11 protein-coding genes are annotated in these 16,614 nt (G+C 71.4%); 3 read left to right on the forward strand and 8 right to left on the reverse strand.

Features of this window, described 5'->3' with window-relative positions:
- The first annotated feature begins 27 nt into the window (after positions 1 to 27).
- Both WMF31_RS15160 and WMF31_RS15165 read left to right on the forward strand, forming a co-directional pair.
- Positions 28 to 564 (forward strand): hypothetical protein, encoded by a 537-nt coding sequence (locus tag WMF31_RS15160; protein ID WP_436602631.1) that lies wholly within the window; start codon positions 28 to 30, stop codon positions 562 to 564.
- Between the two features lie 3 nt (positions 565 to 567).
- Positions 568 to 780, forward strand: a complete 213-nt coding sequence (locus tag WMF31_RS15165) for a hypothetical protein (RefSeq protein ID WP_129349325.1) — start codon at positions 568 to 570, stop codon at positions 778 to 780.
- Positions 781 to 1,040: 260 nt separating this feature from the next.
- Here WMF31_RS15165 and WMF31_RS15170 read toward each other — a convergent pair whose 3' ends face one another.
- The 8 genes from WMF31_RS15170 to WMF31_RS15205 all read right to left on the reverse strand — a co-directional run bounded on the left by WMF31_RS15170 (position 1,041) and on the right by WMF31_RS15205 (position 11,788).
- A complete protein-coding gene (locus WMF31_RS15170; protein WP_436602632.1) occupies positions 1,041 to 1,520 on the reverse strand; it encodes a DUF6968 family protein in 480 nt (159 codons plus the stop codon).
- A gap of 1,558 nt (positions 1,521 to 3,078) precedes the next feature.
- Positions 3,079 to 4,752: a hypothetical protein gene (locus tag WMF31_RS15175; protein ID WP_436602633.1), complete on the reverse strand. Its 1,674-nt coding sequence runs from the start codon at positions 4,750 to 4,752 to the stop codon at positions 3,079 to 3,081.
- Entirely contained in the window at positions 4,749 to 6,533 is a 1,785-nt protein-coding gene (locus tag WMF31_RS15180; protein ID WP_436602634.1) for an RHS repeat-associated core domain-containing protein, read from the reverse strand. Before WMF31_RS15180 ends, WMF31_RS15175 begins: the two co-directional genes overlap by 4 nt.
- A gap of 52 nt (positions 6,534 to 6,585) precedes the next feature.
- Positions 6,586 to 6,843 carry a hypothetical protein gene (locus WMF31_RS15185; protein WP_436602635.1) on the reverse strand — a complete coding sequence of 86 codons (258 nt, stop codon included), beginning with the start codon at positions 6,841 to 6,843 and terminating at the stop codon, positions 6,586 to 6,588.
- Positions 6,844 to 7,521: 678 nt separating this feature from the next.
- Positions 7,522 to 8,592 carry a hypothetical protein gene (locus WMF31_RS15190; RefSeq protein WP_436602636.1) on the reverse strand — a complete coding sequence of 357 codons (1,071 nt, stop codon included), beginning with the start codon at positions 8,590 to 8,592 and terminating at the stop codon, positions 7,522 to 7,524.
- Positions 8,593 to 8,786: 194 nt separating this feature from the next.
- Complete coding sequence (locus tag WMF31_RS15195) at positions 8,787 to 9,785, reverse strand: hypothetical protein (protein WP_436602637.1); 999 nt, start codon at positions 9,783 to 9,785, stop codon at positions 8,787 to 8,789.
- A gap of 222 nt (positions 9,786 to 10,007) precedes the next feature.
- Positions 10,008 to 10,832 carry an SDR family oxidoreductase gene (locus WMF31_RS15200; RefSeq protein ID WP_436602638.1) on the reverse strand — a complete coding sequence of 275 codons (825 nt, stop codon included), beginning with the start codon at positions 10,830 to 10,832 and terminating at the stop codon, positions 10,008 to 10,010.
- Positions 10,833 to 11,005: 173 nt separating this feature from the next.
- Positions 11,006 to 11,788: a hypothetical protein gene (locus WMF31_RS15205; RefSeq protein WP_436602639.1), complete on the reverse strand. Its 783-nt coding sequence runs from the start codon at positions 11,786 to 11,788 to the stop codon at positions 11,006 to 11,008.
- Between the two features lie 816 nt (positions 11,789 to 12,604).
- Here WMF31_RS15205 and WMF31_RS15210 point away from each other — a divergent pair.
- Entirely contained in the window at positions 12,605 to 16,480 is a 3,876-nt protein-coding gene (locus tag WMF31_RS15210) for a serine/threonine-protein kinase (RefSeq protein WP_436602640.1), read from the forward strand.
- The last annotated feature ends 134 nt before the right edge of the window (positions 16,481 to 16,614 follow it).

The raw sequence follows: 16,614 nt of genomic DNA on the forward strand, positions 1-16,614 counted from the left end.
ACGGAATGCGGCGCGTGGAGGTTGTACATGCACGTCAGGATCGGCCTGACCCTGGCCGCGCTCATGGGAGCGACGGCCTGCGGCGTGGCAGACGAACCCAGTGAAGCAGCGAGCGACGGCGGCGCGGAGGGCGAGGCCGCTGCACCGCGCAGCTTCGAGGTGCACCTCGGCGGCGAGACGACGACCGAGAGCGTGATCCCACAGATCCTCGAGGCCGGGCGCGCCGAGCTCGCGGCAGCGTGCGCGGACCGTCCCGAGGCGGCGATCCGCATCTTCAATCCGCTCGACCAGGGAGCCTACGTGGACATCCCCTGCGCATCGACGCTCCGCGACGGCGATACGAGCACCACGACAGCCCACGATCAGGGCGACGAGCAGATCGATACGGCCCAGCAGCCGTTGAGCCCGATCGGGCTCGGGTGCAGCATCTTCATGTTCGGGGCCACGATGGTAGCGACCTCCGCGATTTGCCCCAGGGCAAGAGATCCGCGGGATGCGCAGCGCTGCTCCAACCACTCGGGCGCCCCCCTCGGTACGCTGGGCGTCCTCTGCAGCCTCATCTGAGCCATGGACAGGGCCCTGAGGACCATCGGCATCCTGGCCTCCGGCGTGGCGATCGTCGCCGCGGCGTGGTTCGACGCGCCGACTCCCGGGGCCCTCTCGTTCGTCGGCTGGCTCCGCGCCGGCCTACCGGTCTACCTCTACGTCTTCGCACGGTGCTGGCTGGCCGAGGGGCGAGCCCGCGAGCGGCGCGCCCGCGGGCTCAGGGACGCGGAGTAGCCGCGCCCGCGCGGATCGCCGGGCGACGCGCCCCTCGGCCAGAAAGCCCCAGGCGAGCACCCGGCAGCGCTGCGCCTCGACCAGGCGGAGCTCGACCCCGTCCATCGGGCACCGGGCACCCGCACGTCGACGCGCGCGTCCTCCCCGACGGCGCACCGATCAGGCAAAGTTGAGCACTCGGGGCCAAAGTTGAGCATTCCCCCGGCCACGGGACGCTTGCGGCGAAGTACGGGCTCATGCAGGCGGTGGGGGAGCGATTCTCACTTGTGTCGCGATCGCGCTCGCGACCGTGCTCGACCCGTGCGCTCGCGCACCTCCGAGCCCTGTCGCTTGGCCTCCACCAGGATGTGCCCGACGGCCTCCACGGCGAGGTTGAACGCCTGCTCCGCGAGACGCTGGAACCACAGCCCATGCGGCGAGGAGATCGGGCAGTACAGGCCAAGGGCGCCAGGTTCCCCGCCATTCCATGTGATGGGCAGGCCGGAGGCTTCCAGCGCTTGCTTGGCGAACGCCTGGGCGAGTTGGAGCGCTTGCACCGCGTCGACGCCCTCCTGCACATGGAAGACTCCATCACCGATGCCGACGATGAGCACGGCGCAGCGCCAGTCGCCGTGGGGCTTGCGGGGCGCGAGCGGCTTGCCGATGATGAGCACGATCTCCCGGTCGGGCTGATCCTCCACCGCGTAGCGGCGGACAGCGATGGGCTCGCCGACTCGCTCGTCGATGCGTTCTCTGGGCATGCCCTGGTATAGCCCATGAGCCTTACAGTATCCGTGCCATCACGCAACGATGGCGCCCAGAGCCGCGCCCGCGTCTTCGGCATAACGGTGTCAAGCGATAATAGCTCTTTACTCAATCGCTTCACGAAATCCAGTGCAGGACCCATGAAAGCAGTGGCCGCTCGCGCACTGCGTGTCCCGCACGCATGGCTCGCCGCCCGCGAGCTTGCAGGTCCCCTCGCCATCACATAGCTCATTGCTCGAACAGCTCGGATCCACGCGGCCCTGCAGGACGTTCGAGCAGGTGCCGACCGATCGAAACACGTTGCAGGCCGTGCAGGTCGCGCTGCACGAAGTATCGCAGCAGACACCGTCGACGCAGTGCCCGCTCGCGCAGGCTGCTCCACTCGCGCATTCCTGACCGTTCGGCCCTTTGCACTCGCCGGCAGCGTCGCACACCTGGTCCTCCGCACAGCCCAGCCCTCGGGTGCCGGGAGCCGCCAGCTCGCAGGCCCCACCGCCGCCGCAGACGTGGCAACGCGGGCAGTCCGCGTCCTCGAAACAACACACCACGCCGGCGGGCGCGACATTGGTCGGCACGCCATCGTAGCACCCGTCGCTCGTGCACGGGTTCCCGTCATCTGGCAAGTCCGTTGTGTCGATTGTGCTGGTGATTCCGCCCGCTCCATCGCAGATCGATAGCATGCAGTCGCCGCGAGCCTGGGTGGTAACTGGGGTTCCTTCTGCCGCCTCATCTCCGATGCAAGCACCTGCCTCGCATCGGTAGGAGATGCAGTCGGTCGATTGCCCGCACGGCGCGCCATCAGGCACTGACGTGCTCGTCGGGACGCCTCCTTCGCATGTCCCCACAGCGCATTCATTGTCATCGTCGGGGACGTCGCTGTCATCTATCGCTTGCGATGGCTGCCCCGTGACGCAGGTGAGGAGCTGGCAGTCGCCTGCGACCTGCGCGGATGGTGGCGCGGATACACCGTCAAGCGGAACGTGAACGCAGGCACCAGCCGCGCATGCGTCCGCCGTGCACGGATTATCGTCGTCGCAGTCCGTCGCCTGTGTTTCGAGAGCGCAGCCAGACCCGCCGCTCGTTCCTCCGACGCCGGGGCCGTGCCCATCGCCGGCACCCGTACCGCCGGTTCCGCCTGGCTCGGAGCGCACGAAGTCGCGATCCGCGGGCGAACAACTCGCAGTCATGGCGAACATTCCAAGCAGAATGCACGCCGGTTGCATATGGCTGATGCGTCGGACGAGATGAGGAATGGTGGCGGCCAAGCGCGACATATCCCGCATTGTAGCAGATGCCACCCAGGATAAAGCTTGAGATGGCTCGCACTCATGGCGGCCTAACGCGAGATCCGGCTGGTTTGTTCGTGGCGGGCGGATCCTGCGCATCCACGATCTATGTGTGGTGGGCGGCTATGATTGTCGATGCCGAAGGCAGCTCATCCCGAACACCAGCCGCGGTCCGCGGAGCCAGCGTCGAGGTCTTCGGCGTTGCGGATGCGTCCCGCCTGGAAGCCCCTTCCCGGCGAAGCTCAGGCACGAGCCGTATCGCTCGGCGCTACGGTGCGCCCTTCGATGACTTTCCGAGCTGCATGGCGTGCTCATGTAGCTCCTCACTGTCTGCGAAGATCGCCGTCATGCGCTCGCCGGAGACGGGCGAGTAGCACTCGTACACCGACACGTGCTCGCCAATCCACCACGCGCGGACCGTGTCACTCGCCTCCGGGACAGGCGCGAGGCCAAGGGCGTCGGCGAGCTCGCGGCCAACGAAGCCGCCGCACGCCCCCTCCAGGTACTGGGTGCCGGTCACCGTTTCGAGTGTCGCCTCGAACTCGATGCGCTTGGCGATGCTGGAGGCGCTTGGAAAGAGCTGGTTTTCATAGGCTTCGTGCTCGACGATGGATCCGTCGTGGTCGAGGAACATCGTCGTGCTCTGCGTCGCCCCGATCATCACGAGCTCGCGACCCTCCCACTCGAGGCTCATGCTGGGCGGGCTACCCGGCCTTCGCCGCTCGATCGGCGGCTCGGGCGGGGGGAAATTGGCGAGCAGCAGGCCGAACGTCCCGAGCTGGTTAGGGGTCTCAGCGCTGCCCCAGGCGAACCCGGCCCAGCTCGCATGAAAGTCCACGAGCGCGGGATACGAGGGCAGCCCCCAGGTCCGGAGCATCCGCTCCAGCTCGTCCGCCTCCGGGATCTCGACCGGATCGCGTCGCACGTTCACCGCCAGAAGGTACTCGCGCGCGCGTGGTGAGAACATCCCGAGGTCCGACTCGCCGAGCAGGCACCGCCGCACCTCGGTGGATCGCCGTTTCCCGAGACCGCGGCGAACCTCGCGCCGGCGCACCTCGGTGTGTCGGCCGGCGGTTTGCACAAGCGCGTCTCCTTCCATCGAGATGAACCCACGGATGCCCCCGAACGACCAGAGCTGGATCGCCTCCTTACCCGCCGGAGCGGCGAGCGGAGGTGCCGGCTCTGGCGGCTCGAACGTGACGGTTGAAAAACTCGGGCCCTGGAGAAATGCGCGCACACCGAGCTGCTTCAGCGCGCGCAGGAGCAGCGGGGCGTGATCCAGCGACAGGAGAAACACATCGGTGTGCTGCGGATCGCGGTGCTGAAGGATGAAGCGACCGTCCGCGCGGGATTGCTCCACCTCGTCGCTCGCCTCCTGGATCAGTGGGACGTCGAGGGCGCCCGCGAGCTCCTCGGCCACGTTCCCTTGGCAACGGAGCTGCGCCTCCGCTTTGAGGGTCATCGATTCGAGGATCGCTCGCTCGAGGTGGATGAAAGGAGATCGCGCGACCAGGTGACAGGGGCGCCACGGCGTGACTTCGAAGACGCGGCCAGCCTCGTCCATATAAAAATAGCGCACCGGCGCGGACGATTCCCCGAAGAGCACGAGTTTTTTGCCTTCGTGCTCGCGCACGTTCGGTACACGACCGCCGGGATAGGACCTCATGGTCCAGTAGCTCAGGCCGTCAGGAAGGAACATCAGATAGTTCGATCGGCGCCCGCGGCAGCCCTTCTCGCTGGCTGCGCATGGGCTGCGAGGGAGGTAAAGACGGTCACGGATGTCGTGTAGCGCCTCCTCCCATGCGATGAGGACGTCGAAGCGCGGCACGCCGTGTTGTACCAGCCAGTCGAGCAGCACGTCGCGGTTCCAGCCCGGAGGCATGCAGCCGTTCTCGACGAGAACCTGAAGCGCGCGCTCCGAGATCGGTGTCTTGCTGTTCATGGTCTGCTGGACCCCCACCCAGTCTCAGGATCCCAGGCGTGTACCACGCGGTTGTCTCCATGGCGCTGGTTGTGCTCGCGCAGCCGCTGCTCGTACGAGGGGGTTGACTCCTGCGGCGCGGTGAATCGCTGCGGCGGACCGTGCTTCCCTCCTTGTTGCATCGACCTGATCGCTTGCGGCGTGTAGCCGGGTGCGATCACGTTGGGCGGCGGCGTCGCGTTGGGTCCGGTCAATCGCCACAGGTTCGGGATGGTCTGGCTGCAGTTCGCGCAGGGGGCCATCGGTCTGTTCGCCTGATCACGAGCGGCGATCCCGTTTTTCTCCTCAATTTCCCCGAGCGCATCGGCGAGCGAACGCCGCCCATCCTCGGAGTCGGGGTGGATGGGCGCGCGCGTGCCTCGCGGCGAACAGTTCCGCTGTTCCCAGTCCCGCAAGTGCGCGGACAGCGCAGCCGGCTCGGCGCACGCCGACGGCCGCCTACCACCGCGCTCGGCCGAGGCGTCCGTCTCCATCTGGACGGCCGGAGCTCCAGCGGTGTGCGCCGTGCAGGGCGAGAGGGCCCGCTGAACCGCGATATGATAGGGTTGTTCCTCGCCTTGGCTGCGCTCGATGGTGGAGCCGTCCCGGCGTGTGATCGTGACGATGGTCTGCAGCCCGTCCGGATCGATCGCCGAGTCGGGCCGGTTGCCCGCATACGCGTACGCATGCAGCGAGCCCTGGAGCCGGATCGGATCCGGGCTGATGTAGCGGCCGAGCTCAGGGTCGTAGTACCTGTAGCGGTTATAGAACAGCCCGGTCTCCTCGTCCTCGTACTGACCCGGGAACCGGAACGAGGTCGTGCCGCGCGTCGCGTCGCTGACGTTGCCCCAGGGATCCATCTCGACCTCGGCGAGCACCTTGCCCTGGCCCGACAGGATGGCGTCCGGCGCGTCGTTGGCGTCGGTCACGAGGAACTCCCAGGCGCCGTCCACGCGCTGCCCGCCGACGATCCTGTCCTTGCGCTGCGCCATCGGCACCGGATCCCTGGGCCCGTGGCAGTACGTGCGCACCTCGACCACGGGATCTCCGGCACGTGGCACGAGGCGGCGGACCTCGTGAAGCACCACGTCGCCGGTCCAGACGTACCGGTGCACGGACGTGCCGCCGCCCGGGGTCTCGACCTTCTTCATCACGCGGCGCGCGAAGGCGTCGTAGAGAAAGCTCAGCGTGGTTCCGTCGGGCTTGACGACCTGCTGGAGCAGCCCGGTGTCGGCCCACCGGTAACGCCACGCGGGCGCCGAGGAGCTCGTGTCACGCCGCTCGACCAGCGCCCCTGCCGCGCCATATTTGTACTCGACGTTCCCCCGCTGCAGCATCTTGCCGCCGGCCGCGTACCGCTCCCCGCTCGATGCAAGGCGGTTGCCCGTCTCGTCATACCCGTACATCAGCTTCTGGATGCCCGGAGGGATCACCGCGATGAGCTGACCCAGCGGACCGTGCTCGTAGCGTGTCGTGCCCACGCGCGGATCGTGCTCTGCGATGAGCTCGCCGCCAGGCGAGTACGCGAAGCTCTTCTGCCAGACCGTGGCCCGGGGCACCGGGTCCACCCACCCCGGCTCTCCCGGCCGTACGCTGGCCCCCGCCGTCGTGACGCACCGCTGCGTGAGCAGGCCGATCGCGTCGCGGAAGGAGTGAATCGCCCCGCCTTCCGGCAGCTCCCGCGTCACCTCGCGGTTGCACAGGTCGTACTGGAGCTTGATCTCGCGGCCGTCCCCGAAGCGGATGCGCGTGGGGCTGCCCATGAGGTCGCGCTCCACCCACTCGTGGGAAGGGCGGTTTTTTCCTGCGAGCGGCTCAGGAGGATGCAGGTGCAGTGGGCTGCTCGGCCTCGCCGTCGTCCTCCACCACCACCTCCTCCTCGATCTCCTCGTCCTCTTCCTCGATCTCCTCCGCCTCCGCCTCTTCTTCCTCGGCCTGCGCCGTGCTCCTCGCGACGCGTGACTGGAGCTTCGGGGTCATCTCCTCGAAGGCGTCGCCGTGGAAGTAGTAGCCGATCTTGCGCAGGTCCGCGTGGCGCCGGACCATGAGGGTCCAGAGCCGATCCCGCATCATCTCGGCCTCGCCGCGCTGCCTGGCGACCGGGCGGCGAGCGCCGTCGGGAGTGAGGTTGTCGAGCAGCCACTCGCTCGCCTCCTGCAGCGCTGCGAACTCCTCCCGGGTGAAGGGGTGCTTCCCACGGAGCGCTTGGCGTGCTCCTCGTACAGATGGGCCAGCGCCATCCCGTCGCTGGCCATGTCGTACTTGCCGGTGCCGGCCCGGATCTCCGCGACCCCGCGAATGTAGCCGCGGGCACGCTCGACCGTGCACGTTCGCGGCGTCTCGCAGCCGTCGGAAGCACGAAATGGACGCGTGTACCTTTCGGGTGGACCGGGGGAAGCCTGTCCGGGCAGCCGCGAGAGCTCAGGGGTACCCCGTACTGTGAACGTTCGGGCACACGTAGTGTCACTTCGGATGCTCTCCTGTAAACGTTCGGGCACACGTAGTGTCACTTCGGATGCTTTCCTGTAAACGTTCGGGCACACGTAGTGTCACTTCGGATGCTCTCCTGTAAACATTCGGGCACACGTAGTGTCACTCGGGCGGGCGCGGTCGTGGCCTGGGGAGCGGCACGCGTTCCGGGCGTCCACCCCCGCCGGTACCGCGGCGGGAGGGCGCGCCGGACGTCGCCGTGCTGGTCGAGCGGTCCTGGCGCGCATCCATGCGCACGGACCCCGGCGGGTCCGTCGGCCATCAGCCGGGACAGGGCGCGTCGCAGCCCTCGCCGCCGCAGTCGACGCCGGCCTCATCGCCGTTCTTCACGCCGTCGCTGCAGGTGGGCGCCTCGCAGAGGCCGCGCCAGCACACGCCGCTCGTGCAGTCCGCGCCGGTCTTGCAGCCTCGGCCGGGCGCGCAGCGCGGGCACGACGGCGCGCCGCAGTCGATGCCCGTCTCGGTGCCGTTCTTCACGCCGTCGCTGCACGTCGGGATCTGGCAGCTTCCGTTCGTGCACACGCCGCTCACGCAGTCGGTGGCCGCAGCACACCGCTCGCTCGGCTGGCAAGGTCGGCACCGGCCACCACAGTTGAAGCCGGTCTCCCCGAGCCCTGGGTCTCGCGTGCCGTTCACGCAGTGCTCCGGTACGCACCAGACCCCATCACACGCCAGTCCCCCGGGGCACAACAGCGATGGGTCTGCGGCAACACACTGCACGCATTCGCCCTCATGACATCGCCCGGCGTTCGAGTCGGGACATGTGACGCCATTCATGATGAGATTTCGCGGCCTGTCGATCTCGCAGACATCCAGCGTGCACTGGTTGCCATCATCGTAGGCGTCGTAAGCCGCCACGCTGACCACGCGCCCGTCGGCCGTGCACTCCTCGACCTTGCAGTCGCCGCGGCGCTGCGACGCGATCGGCCCTCGCGTGATCTCCACCTCGCACGCGCCGTCCACGCACCGCCCGGCGCCGCACCGCGGATCCGGCGGGCCAGGGCACTCCGCGTCGCTCTCGCAGCCCCCGGACGGCTCGGGGTATCCCGAGCACTCCAGCGTGCCCTCCGCGCACTCGCTGCACTCGCGGCACTCCAAAAAGCAGCTCGGCTCTTCCTCGCCGCGCGCGCAGCAGATCACCTTGCCAGGCTCCCCGCACACGCAGTGCTCATCGACGCAGATCGTGCCGGGGACGTTCTGGTCCTCCGACTGGCAGTGGTCCGTGGTCGCGCACCTGCCCCCCTGATAGGGCCCATCGCCGCAGGCGAAGAAGAGCGCTGCGCTGAGAAGAGTAAGGAAACCTGCGGCACAATGCTTGACGGATCCACCCATGCGTCCAGTCCTCCGGCACGAGGCTGCGGCGCCGGCACCCTGGCGGCCCCAATCCGCCGGGGTGTCGTCTACCTGGTCCTTCGAGGCGCCCAGCATGCCGCGGTCGACCCGGGCCTGTCACGCAAGTTTTCGCCAGCACGGGTCGCGCGCGGGGCGCGCCTTCGAGCTGGCCAGGTGCCTTGTCGAACGCCAGATCAGAAGCGACCCGTCACCGTAACGCCGCTGGCCGACACCGCGATCTCCGCCGACCCGCGCGGGTAGAACGTGTACCCGAGCGTCGCCGCGAGCACGGCGCCGCCCGTGATGAGGCCGGCGATGCCCACGCTCCGGAACAGGCGCGCGTCGTCGTAGGCCGAGGCGGACTCCCGGCACATCGGCCGGCTCAGCCGGAAGCAGCCGTTCGCCCCCGCGGCGACCGCGTAGGAGCGGCCCGCCTCGTCCTTTCTCTCCGCGCCGAGCAGCATCACGCCGCCGACCGTCGCCAGGGCGGCGGACAGCCCGACGCCGCCGGCGACGAGATCCGGCCGCGGCCTCGGGGGAGATTGCGCGTGGGTCGGGACCGCCGCCCGCTCGGCCGCTGCGGGCCGCTCGGCCGTGGGCCCGGCGCGCAGGCCCGCGCCCGCCGGGGCGTCCTCCGGGCCCGCACCCGCGCCCGGGGCAGGGAAGGTGAGCACCACCTCCCGCGCCTCGCCGCGCGGAACGTCGACCTCCGCGGTCGCGATCTGCCCGTCCAGCACGGCGCGCACCAGGTGGCGCCCCGGGGCGACCGGGATGGGCCTCTCGCCCTCGACCTGGACAGGCGCGCCGTCGATCGCGATCGCCGCGCCCGCGGGCGCGATGACGTGGATCTCGCCGGTGAGCTGCCGCGCGCGGGCCAGGTCGCTGAGCCGCGACGCGTGCAGGGCGCGCTCCTCGGGCGTCCTCGGCGCGCGCATGATCTCCTTGCAGACCGACAGCCAGCGCACCGCGCCCGGCGCATCGCCGAGCCGGAGCGACAGCGCCCCGATGTTGCACGCGGCGACCTGGGAGCGGTCGAGCTGCCACACCGCCCTCCAGAGGTCTCGCGAGTCGGCCAGCCGATCCTCGCGGGCGGCGGCGTTCGCCTGCGCCACGAGCCGGGCGACCGCCTCCTCCCGCGCCTCACCCCTGCTCTCCGCCGCGCCGGACAGGACGGCCGCGCCCAGCGCAAGCATGACGCCGACTCGGATGTTCCTTCGCACAGGTGCGTCTCTCCTCGCCCGGGCCCCGGACCGGACGGAGCCACGGAGCCGATCTCCAGAAGCCGGGCTCCCGTACCAGAAGCCGGCTGCCGACGGAAGCCCCGGTATCTGCCGCGCGCCGCGACAGGAGGACGCGGGAGGTGGCTTGACGGACGACGGGAGGTGGCTTGACGGACGATGGCGGCCCCGCCGCGCTCAGCGCGCCGCGGTCCCGGCCTTCCGCTGCGCGCTGTCGCAGACCCACCGGACCACGCCCGGGATCACCCCCTGCGCGATCGCGCTCACCCGCGAGCCCACGTCCGGGTAGATCTCGAATCGCCCGCGCGCCATGCCCTCGGCCATGCTGCGCGCCACCGCGTCCGGCTCCAGCGTCTTCACGTTGCCCGCGATGGCCTTCGTCTCGGCCGGCTTGTACTGGTTCTCGAACGCGAGCTGCGGCGTGTCCGTGTCCGGCGGCATGCACACGCTCACCCGGACGCCGTGCGGCCACATCTCCGCGCGCAGCGCCTGCGAGAACCCGATCAGCGCGAACTTGCTCGCCGCGTACGGCGTGTAGCCGTAAATGCCGATGACCCCCGCCAGCGACGAGACGTTGAGCACATGACCGCTCCGGCGCGCCGCCATCGCCGGCAAGACCGCCTTGCTCAGGTGGACGGCGCCGAAGAAATTGACGTCCATCATCGCCCGGAACTGCTCGATCGGGAGCTCGAGGAAGCGCCCCGGCATCACCGCGCCCGCGTTGTTCACGAGGTGGTCGACCGGCCGGTCGGCGAGGAACGACTCCATCGCCCGCGCGACGTCGTCCGCGCGGCTGATGTCGAGCTCCAGCACGTCGACGCGCGCGGACGGGTGCTCGCGCCGGATGGCCACCGCCGCCTCGTCGAGGAGCGGGCGGCGGCGCGCGACCAGCGTCACCGAGGCGCCGTACCCCGCGACGAGCCGCGCGAACGCGAGCCCGATGCCGCTCGATCCGCCGGTGACGAGAAGGCTCTTGCCCTGGAAGTAAGTTCGGGTGTCCATCGGCCGCGGAACCTACCCCAGGACCTCGCCGGACGCGAGGCGCTCGTACGGGGTCGCCGCCCTCGAGCCCCCGCGCTCGCAGCCTTCTCCGGCGCGCGTCTCCTGTCGCTGACTCGGTCCGGCTTCGTGAGGCGCTCTCGCGAGCGCCGCAGCGCGGACGTGAGGACGGCCCGTCACAGCTTGCGACACGCCAGATTCACGGAGCGCACGAGCTCGTCGGCGTCGCCGTGGAACTGAATGATGGCGCTCCCCATCGGGCACTTGACCTCGTACCCTGTGCTGTGGACGTTGCCCATGCCAGGGACGACATTGGGGGTGCTCTCGCTCATCTTCCACTGTTCGATCGTCTGACACAGCAGATCGATCCGGTGAACCAGGGAGTCGACCCAGACGCGGATCCCGACGAGGACCTGGCTCGCAGGGCAGAGCACGCTGCCCGGCGAGCCGCCGTCGCCGCCGGCGGTCACGGTCTGAAAGGCGGTGCCCAGGGTGCCGTCGCCGGCGAGCGGCGCGCAGATCAGGCCGATACGGTCGACCGAGCCGCCGCTCCGGCCGTGAATGCCGATCGCCACGTTGCCGTTCCCACAGGGGATCTCGTAAGAGATGTCGACGTCCGTGCCGCCGGCGCCGCCCGTGCCGCCGGCGCCGCCCGTGCCGCCGGCGCCGCCCATGCCGCCGGCGCCGCCCATGCCGCCGGCGCCGCCGACACCATCCGTGCCGCCGGCGCCGCCGGCGCCGCCCGTGCCGCCAGCGCCGCCGCTGCCCGCGTCACCGCCGGCCGTACCGCCGCCGCTGCCGGCTGCGCCGCCGCCCGTCGTGCCGGCGGTGCCCGAGAAGTCGAGCGCGCCGACCCCCGAGATCGCGTTGCATGCCGCGCTCCCGCACACGAGGGCGAGCGCCGCGGCCGTCACCGTCGCGAGAGTCCCTGTCGTCCGGAGTGCTGCGTGCTCTCTCATCAGAAGCTCCCGTGGGGATCGAGGTCTCGGTGCGGGCGGTGGTCTGTTCTGCCGAGGTCTGGCTGACCCCGAGGGCGCGGTCGTCGTGCCGGGCGGCCAGCGACGAGGGCAGCCAGGACACCCGGCCCGACCATACCCGCGAAGATGGCCGGAAGGAACCCGATCCGAGAGCCCGTGCCGTCCTCGCCGCGGGGGCGACGCTCCCGGGCCCGGCGACCAGGGCGACGAGCTCCCTCCTGCCCTCGCACCTCGGGCGCCGCGGGATACCAGCACACCCAGCACACGACGACAGAGCGCGACGGCTCGCCCCGGCAAGCTCGTCCTCGGTCCGCCAACAGCCGCTCTCCGAGGCGCCTGTGCTATCGATATACCCTCTCCCCCGCGGACCGCTGTCGCCGCGAGAGGCCGACATGCATCAAGACCCCTCGCGCGAGAGCGACCCGCCCAGGCAAACTCTCCTGCTCGGCCCAGGCTCCTTCGATCGCCCCGACGCGCGCCTCCCGGTGCGCGCTCGGGGACGCGCGGGGAGGAGGGCCACGGGCGCGCGCGGCACCCCCCGCCACGCCGCCCCGAGCGAGCCGGCAGGGGCGGCCGCCCGCGCGCCTGGCTCGACCTGCATCGCCGCACCTCGTGGGATAAGGACCCGCCCGCCCCCCTTCGCTGCGGTCGCGCCCGCCGCCCCCGGCCGCGGTCGCGCCCGCCGGCGCGCCAGGCGCGGTGACGTTCCGGGCAGACCCGCTGGCGATCGGCGCCGAGTTCGTCTACTCACGTTGTAAGCAAGCTCATGCGGGATCTCAGGTAACACGGGGCGCCGGGATGCGCGTGGGAGACGTCATCGACGGTCGCTTCCGGATCGAGCGCCTCGCCAGCTCGGGCGGGATGGGCGACGTCTATCGCGCCTTCGACCTGGTCACGCAGGAGGCGGTGGCGCTCAAGGTGCTGCAGCGCCGCGGGCTCCAGGAGGCCGTCCGGTTCGCGCGCGAGGCCGAGGCGCTCGAGGGGCTCACCGCGCTCAGGCACCCGGGCATCGTGCGCTACATCGCGCACGGCGCGACCGGCGCGGGCCACCCCTACCTCGCGATGGAGTGGCTCGAGGGCGAGACGCTGACCGAGCGCCTCGCCAGGAAGCCGCTCACCGTCGACGAGAGCCTCACGCTCGCCACGAGCGTCGCCTCCACGCTCGGCGTCATCCACCGCGCCGGCATCGTCCACCGCGACCTCAAGCCGAGCAACCTGTTCCTCGTCGGCGGCGCCGTCGAGGGCGTCACCCTCATCGACTTCGGCGTCGTGCGCCTCGGCGCCATCGACCGGCACCTCACCATGCCCGGCACGATGCTCGGCACCCCGGGCTACATGGCGCCGGAGCAGGCCCGCAGCGAGCCGCACATCGACGCCCGCGCCGACGTCTTCTCGCTCGGCTGCGTGCTCTTCAAGTGCCTCACCGGCCGCTCGGCGTTCCAGGGCGCCGACGGGCTCTCGGTGCTCATCAAGGTCATCCTCGAGGACCCGCCGCGGCTAAGGGAGCTGCGCGGGGACATCCCCGAGGCGCTCGACGATCTCGTCGCGCGCCTGCTCGCCAAGCAGCCCCAGGCCCGGCCCCGCGACGGCGAGGCGGTCGCGGCGGAGCTCCTCGCGCTCGAGGAGCGCTCCGCGGGCGCCGTGAGCAGCCGCCCGGCGTCGAGCCTGCTCGGGGGCGAGATCACCACCAACGAGCGCAAGATGATGTGCCTCGTGCTCGCGCGCGACGTCGCCGGCGACGCGGAGGCGACGCGCTCCCAGGAGGAGGACCTCGAGCGCAGCAAGGCGCTCCTCGCCGTGGCCGAGCGCTACCAGGGCGAGCTCGAGATCCTGGAGTCCCGCTCCCCGCTCATCGTGCTCTCCGCCACGGGCACCCCGACCGACCTCGCCGCGCAGGCGGCGCGCTGCGCGCTCGCGCTGAACGCGCTGCTCGGCTGCGTGCCCGTGGCGCTCGTCACCGGGCGCGCCGAGATGTCGTCGCGGCTGCCGGTCGGCGAGCTCATCGATCGCGCCGTCCACCTCCTGCCGTCCCCGCGCGCGCCCGCCGCCGCGGACGCGGTCCGCCTGGACGAGGTGACCGCGGGGCTGCTCGGCTCCCGGTTCAGCGTCACCCGCGACCGCGACGGCATCCGCCTCCACGGCGAGCGCGAGGCGCTGGCCACGACGCCGCCCCTGCTCGGCAAGCCCACGCCGTGCGTCGGCCGCGACCGCGAGCTCGCGCTGCTCGAGGCGGCGTTCTCGCACTGCGTCGACGAGTCGACGCCGAGCGCGGTGCTCGTGACCGCGCCCGCGGGCGCCGGCAAATCCCGCCTCCGCACCGAGCTCATCCGGCGGCTCCGCGACCGGGGCGAGGACATGGAGGTGTGGATCGGGCGCGGCGACCCCATGAGCGCGGGCTCGGCCTTCGCCCTGCTCGCCCCGGCGCTCCGGCGCGCGATCGGCCTGTTCGACGGCGAGCCGCTCGAGGCGCGGCAGCACAAGATCCGCGCGCGGGTCGAGCGGTACGGCGCCGCCGATCCGGCGCGCGTCGCCGCGTTCCTCGGCGAGCTCATGGGCGTGCCGTTCCCCGACGGCGACAGCGTGCAGCTCATGGCGGCGCGGCGCAGCCCCGTGCTGATGAGCGACCAGATCCGCCTCGCGTGGGAGGAGTTCCTGCGGGCCGAGTGCTCGGCCAGGCCGGTGGTCCTCGTGCTCGAGGACCTGCACTGGGGCGACCTGCCCAGCGTCACGCTCGTGGACGCGGCGCTCCGCAACCTGGCCGATCAGCCGCTCATGGTGCTCGCGCTCGGCCGGCCCGACGTGCGCGAGCTCTTCCCGAAGCTCTGGGCGGGGCGCGGCGTGCACGAGGTGCAGCTCTCGGGCCTGCCGCGCCGGGCGAGCGAGCGGCTCGCGCGGCAGGTGCTCGGCGACGACGTCGCGCCCGAGCTGCTCGCGATGATCGTCGACCGCGCCGACGGCAACGCGTTCTACCTGGAGGAGCAGCTCCGCGCCGTGGCCGACGGCAAGGGCGCGGACCTGCCGGAGACGGTGCTGGCGATGGTGCAGGCGCGCCTCGAGGCGCTCGACGTCGAGGCGCGGCGCGTGCTGCGCGCGGCGAGCGTCTTCGGCCAGACGTTCTGGCAGGGCGGCGTCGCGGCGCTCGTGGGCGGGGCGCAGGTCGCGGCCAAGCTCGTCGAGCTGGAGCAGCGCGAGGTCATCGCGCGCCGCGGCGAGGGGAGCCTCCCGGGCGAGGTCGAGTACAGCTTCCAGCACGCGATCGTGCGCGAGGCGGCCTACGAGATGCTGACCGAGGGCGATCGGCGGCTCGGGCACCGGCTCGCCGGCGAGTGGCTGGAGCGCGCGGGCGCGGCGGATCCGATGGCGCTCGCCGAGCACTTCGAGCGCGGGGGCGAGCTGTCGCGGGCGGCGTCCTCGTACTGCCGCGCGGCGGAGCAGGCGCTCCGGGCGCAGGACCTCGCGGCCGCGATCGAGCGGGCCGAGCGCGGCATCGCGTGCGGTCCGGCCTCGCGGACGCTCGGCGAGCTGCGCCTCGTCGAGGCCGAGGCGCACGTCTGGCGCGGGGAGCTCGCGCTCGCGGAGCAGCGCGGGACGGAGGCGGTGGAGCGGCTCGCGCCCGGCACGGCGGCGTGGTTCTCGGCGATCAAGCAGGTCGCGGTGGCCGCGGGCAAGCTGGGCGGCTTCGAGCGGGTGGAGCGCTGGATGAGCGCGGCCCAGGCCGCGGAGGCGGCCCAGGAGGGGGCGCTCGTGGCGAAGCACATGTGCCTCGGCGAGGGCGCGCTGCTGCTCGCGTTCGGGGGGCGCTACGCCATCGCCGACGCGCTGATCGAGGCGATCGAGGGCGACGGGACCGATCTCGCGGCGCGGGAGGTCGAGGTGGTGGCGCGGCTGCACGAGGCGCGCTCGATCCGGGCGCTCGTGAGCGGCGATCCCGGGGCGTGCCTCGTGGGGCTCGAGGCGGCGCTGGAGGCGTTCGAGCGCGCCGGCGATCGCGGCAACGCGTGCGCGGTGCGGATGAACGTGGGGTACATGCACGCCGAGCTCGGCGACTTCGAGGGCGCGGAGGCGATGCTGCGCAGCGCGCTGGCCGGCGCGGAGTGGATGGGGCTCCACGAGCTCGCGGCGGCGACGCTCAGCAACCTGGGGCACGTCCTCGGGTACCGGGGGAGGCTCGAGGAGGCGCAGCGGACCGAGCGCGAGGCGATCGCGCTCCTGCAGCGGCTCGGGGATCCGCGGACGGAGGGGAGCGCGAGGACGTACCTCGCGCGGATCGCGCTGCTCGCGCGGGACTTCGAGGGGGCGGAGCGGGAGGCGTGCACCGCGGCGGAGATCCTCCAGAGCGCGCCGCCGCTGCGGGCCGCGGCGGTGGCGGTGAGGGCGCGGGCGCTGCTCGGGCTGGGGAGGTTCGACGAGGGGCTCTCGGCGGCGGGGGAGGCGTACTCGATGCTGCGGGCGCTCGGGGCGATCGAGGAGGGGGAGTCGTCGGTGAGGCTCGTGTACGCGGAGGCGCTGGAGGCGAACGGGATGGAGGCGGATTGCGCGGCGGCGATCGCGGCGGCGAAGGAGAGGTTGCTGGAGAGGGCGGCGAAGATCAGTGATCCGGTGTGGAGGGAGAGGTTTTTGACGTTGCCGGATAACCGGAAGACGCTGGTGATGGCGGAGAGGTGGGGGGGGTAGGGGAGGAGAGGGGGGAGAGGGAGAGAGAGGGAGAGAGAGGCGGAGCGGAAGAGGGGATGGAGCGCGCACGCGCACGCGCACGCGCACGCGGACGAGCACGAAAGACGGGGGACGGGGGACGGGGGACGGGGGAC

It is taken from the genome of Sorangium sp. So ce1036 (assembly GCF_051369805.1).
Lineage (GTDB): Bacteria > Myxococcota_A > Polyangia > Polyangiales > Polyangiaceae > Sorangium > Sorangium cellulosum_F.